Genomic DNA, 2,074 nt, shown 5'->3' on the forward strand with positions numbered 1-2,074 from the left:
ACGCGCCCTGCAGCGCACCCTCGGCGACGTCCTGGCTCACCTGCTCGGCGATGTCGTCGGGCACCGGCGCCAGGAACCCGGCGTTGGCCAGCTCGGGGATGAACGGCGGGTCCAGGCTCATCAGGTCTCGTCCGCGGCGGTCGCGGCCAGCCAGCGGTGCGCGAGGTCCACCGCGTCCGCGGTCAGGCGCTCCGGGGCGGTCGCGGCGGCGGGCTCGGCGGCGCCGGCCGCGGCGGCCGGGTCGTGGGTCGTCGTCATGGCGGGATCCTTCCCGAGCCGCCCGCGGCCCGTCTTGCACGGATCGGCCGGGCCACCGGGCCCGATCCGTGACACGTGCCCGTCACGCGCAGCACCTACGCTGCCCCCGACATGGAACGCCGTCCACCCCACCCCGCCGTCGCGGCCGGGACGCCCGCACCCGGGACGCCCGGCGCCCCCGACGCCGCCCGCGCCCTGCTGCGCGCCCTCACCCCGGCGCTGCTCCGGCTGTGCGACGACCTCACCGGCACGATGTTCTGCGCCAAGGACGTCACCGGCCGGTACGTGGTGGTGAACGACGCGTTCGTCCGCCGCACCCCGGAGCGGTCCCGCCGGGCGGTCGTCGGCCGGACCGCCGCCGAGCTGTTCCTCCCCCACCTCGCCGAGCGGTACGACGCGCAGGACCGCGACGTGCTCGCCACCGGCCGCCCGCTGCACCGCGAGCTCGAGCTGATCCGCCGCCCCGGCGGCCCGCCCGGCTGGTACCTGACGTCGAAGGAGCCGGTCCGCGACGACGCCGGTGCCGTCGTCGGGCTGGTGAGCATCTCCCAGGCGCTGCGCGCGGGCGACGCCGACGGCGCGACCGTCGAGGCGCTGTCCCGGGTCGCGGCGTTCGTGCAGGGCCGGCTCGCGGACCCGCCGACGGTGGCCGAGCTGGCGGAGGCGGCGGGCTGCTCGCCGTCGACGCTCGACCGCCGGGTCCGCCGGGTGTACGCGCTGTCGCCGCAGCAGTACGTGCTGCGGGCGCGGGTCGACCACGCCGCCGGGCTGCTCGCCGGGTCCGACCTGCCGCTCGCCGAGGTCGCCGCGGCCGCGGGCTTCTACGACCAGGCCTCGTTCACCCGGACGTTCGGGCGGCTGACCGGGGAGACGCCGGCGCAGTTCCGCCGGGCGGCGCGGGCGGCTGCGGCGTCCGCGGGCCGGCCGTCGGCGTCGGTGGTCGCGCCGCCGGTCCCGCCGCTGCCGTGGCCCCGCGCCGCGGGCTGAGCCACGATGGAGGCATGACACCTGCTCCGCAGATCCCCACCGTCACGCTCCCCGGCGGCGAGATGCCCCTGTTCGGCCTGGGCACCTGGCAGTCCGAGGGCGGCGACGCCGAGCGCGCCGTGGTCGCGGCGCTCGAGCTCGGCTACACGCACGTCGACACCGCCACCGGCTACGGCAACGAGGCGGAGGTCGGCCGCGCGCTGTCCCTGGTCGACGTCGACCGCGACGCCGTGTTCGTCACCACCAAGCTGCCGCCGGACCACGCGGGCCGCGAGCGCCAGACCCTGCACGAGTCGCTGGCCGCGCTCGGCACCGACCACCTCGACCTGTGGCTGGTGCACTGGCCGCCGAACAAGCAGGCCACGCCGGCCACCTGGGAGCAGTTCATCGCCGCGCGCGACGAGGGCCTGGTCCGGTCGATCGGCGTGTCCAACTACTCGATCGCGCAGATCGACGAGCTCATCGCGGCCACCGGCGAGGCGCCCGCGGTGAACCAGATCCCGTGGAGCCCGGGCGACTTCGACGCCGACCTGCTCGCGGCGCACGCGGAGCGCGGCGTGGTCGTCGAGGGGTACAGCCCGTTCAAGCGGACCGACCTGGACGACCCGGTGCTGACGCAGATCGCCGAGGCGCACGGCGTCAGCCCCCGCCAGGTGGTGCTGCGCTGGCACGTCGACCACGGGATCGTCGTGATCCCCAAGTCCACGAACCGGGACCGGATCGCGCACAACCTCGAGGCGCTGCAGTTCTCCCTGTCGGCCGACGAGCTCGCGCGGATCGACGGCCTGGGCGGCAGGTGACGGAGCCGGGCGCGACGCCGCCGAACCGC

Annotated in this window: 3 protein-coding genes; 2 read left to right on the forward strand and 1 reads right to left on the reverse strand. The window is 76.6% G+C overall.

From position 1 onward, the window contains the following. Positions 1 to 120: 120 nt before the first annotated feature. A complete protein-coding gene (locus FA014_RS20360; protein ID WP_195969393.1) occupies positions 121 to 258 on the reverse strand; it encodes a hypothetical protein in 138 nt (45 codons plus the stop codon). A 111-nt stretch (positions 259 to 369) separates the two neighbouring features. Here FA014_RS20360 and FA014_RS19315 point away from each other — a divergent pair, with 111 nt between their 5' ends. Then, the gene (locus FA014_RS19315; RefSeq protein ID WP_154731225.1) at positions 370 to 1,245 is read left to right on the forward strand and encodes a helix-turn-helix transcriptional regulator; all 876 of its coding nucleotides are present in this window, start codon (positions 370 to 372) and stop codon (positions 1,243 to 1,245) included. A 14-nt stretch (positions 1,246 to 1,259) separates the two neighbouring features. Next, a complete protein-coding gene (locus FA014_RS19320; RefSeq protein WP_154731226.1) occupies positions 1,260 to 2,045 on the forward strand; it encodes an aldo/keto reductase in 786 nt (261 codons plus the stop codon). Positions 2,046 to 2,074: the final 29 nt, after the last annotated feature.

The organism is Cellulomonas hominis, assembly GCF_005239125.1.
GTDB classification, from domain to species: domain Bacteria; phylum Actinomycetota; class Actinomycetes; order Actinomycetales; family Cellulomonadaceae; genus Cellulomonas; species Cellulomonas hominis_A.